Origin of the sequence: Ancylomarina sp. (genome assembly GCF_041555295.1) — a bacterium.
Lineage (GTDB): Bacteria > Bacteroidota > Bacteroidia > Bacteroidales > Marinifilaceae > Ancylomarina.
Map to the genome: position 1 here is coordinate 1 of NZ_JBFFKR010000449.1, position 1846 is coordinate 1846.

Genomic DNA, 1846 nt, shown 5'->3' on the forward strand with positions numbered 1-1846 from the left:
ACACCTTCGGGAAGGGTGAAATCGAAAGTTAGATCTTTCTTGTAACTGATGTATTGGCTAAATGGAGCGACTTCGTACGAGTACATGCCAATCTCAGTTAATGCCTGATAGAAGAAAGGCTGTTGAGTAATGATATCTTTGGCTTCAAAGAAAGAGAATGGTGAAGTTTTAGCTAGATGTTTGAATAAGTCTTCGGCATTGGCATCAGAGCTTGGAATTTCACTTAGGCTAGTATTACCCCATTGCCAGAAAGCAAATGAATATTCAAGGATATTCAGATCTAAAGCACCTTCTATTCCCATAGAAAACTCCCATTTCTTTTTTGTTGCTAGTTCTTCAAGAAGTCTCAGAAGTTTATCTTTCTTTTCGAAACAAGCTATCTGAAAATCATTAACCTTCTTTCTAGCTTCTTTGCTTCCTACGGTTGCCAGGTGTTGATGAATTCTTTTATCCTCACGACTAAGATTCATAGGAGCCACATAAGGTACACTCACATCAACATCATTAGGGTAGAAGAAACGGTGATAAATGGTTGTTTGTCCTCCTTTACTAATACCTGTTGAAATCCATTTGTTCTTATAGACCTTTTTCAAAGCTTGAATAACGGTATGCTGATCTGCAGCAGCTTGTTTAATAGTGAGTTTATCCCACTGCAGGCTATCGGGTCTCGATTGTTTAAAATAGCGATGTTCAATAGTCAATTGATTGGCATCGATTAGTTTACTTAGTTCTCCAGCCTTTTCGGTCCAAATGTTATAGCCCTGAATTTCAACAACCATAGGTTTCGAAAGATCGTGGTGTCCCAAAAGAACTCTTTGCTTAAAACTACCAAGTTCAGGTTTTTCATGATCGATAGGCTGTGTGAACCACATTTCGAAGTATTCTGTGAAGGTGGTATCGCCTACAATCTTTTCGACACTAACATTGGGTAGTTCCTTGAGTTGAGTGATAAGATCTTTGGTTTGGGGCTGGCAGGCAGCTGATATCCAAATAAAAGCGATGATTAATAAATAGTTGAATCTTTGACGTTTCATGTGTTTATAATTTCATGGTTGAGTTTCCTAAGTAAAAGAAAACCTGATAGCCAGAGCCTAAGGCTTATTGCAAATAAGGTGAATCTTATAATAATTCTTTTGACTTAGTTTACAGGTTTTCTATCTTCATGGTTGTTGTTGTTTCTTTATCTAAAAATAAACCCATCCTTTAGAGGATCATTTGGGTCAAAATAAAATTCGTTTTGTCCTGTAATCGATGCAGTACCACTCACCTCTGGAATTACAGCCTGATGTTCGCCATATTCACAAGTATCTACTACTTTTACCGTCATGGTAGAACCTAAAATACTCTCGATGGTGATTTCTTCATCTAATTTCAATTCACCTTTTGCATAATGAATGGCTGCCCTAGCGCTTACGCCTGACCCGGTTGGAGAACGATCGACTTCGCCTTCGGCAAAAATGCAGACATTGCGAGAGTGATGTTTTGGGTCTTTGGCTTTTCCAATAAATATGGTGCCATATAAAAAGCTTAGATCTTCTTCGAAAGGGTGCTTAACCTCAAATTGATCCATAACCGCATATTTTATTTTACGACCATATTCAATTAGTTTATTATAATCTGATTCATCTAGATTCAGTCCTAAATTTTCTGCTTGAACATAGGCGTAAAAAGCACCTCCATATGCTAAGTCAAACTTAACTTTCCCAATTTCTGGAACATCAACAATTTGATCTCTCAATGCCATAAAAGAGGGTACATTCTGGAAAGCAACTCGTTGAACTTTCCCATCCAGTCTAAAAGCCTGGCAGGTTATTCTTCCCGGAGGGGCATCGATACGAATGATAGG

2 protein-coding genes are annotated in these 1846 nt (G+C 38.1%); both read right to left on the reverse strand.

Translation table 11 applies throughout. The features are described from left to right. The coding region (locus tag ABY905_RS16970) for a S28 family serine protease (protein ID WP_372646035.1) at positions 1 to 1034 on the reverse strand (1034 nt) is incomplete at its 3' end. Positions 1035 to 1180: 146 nt separating this feature from the next. Further along, on the reverse strand, positions 1181 to 1846 hold a 666-nt coding region (locus ABY905_RS16975; RefSeq protein WP_372646037.1), incomplete at its 5' end, for a proline racemase family protein.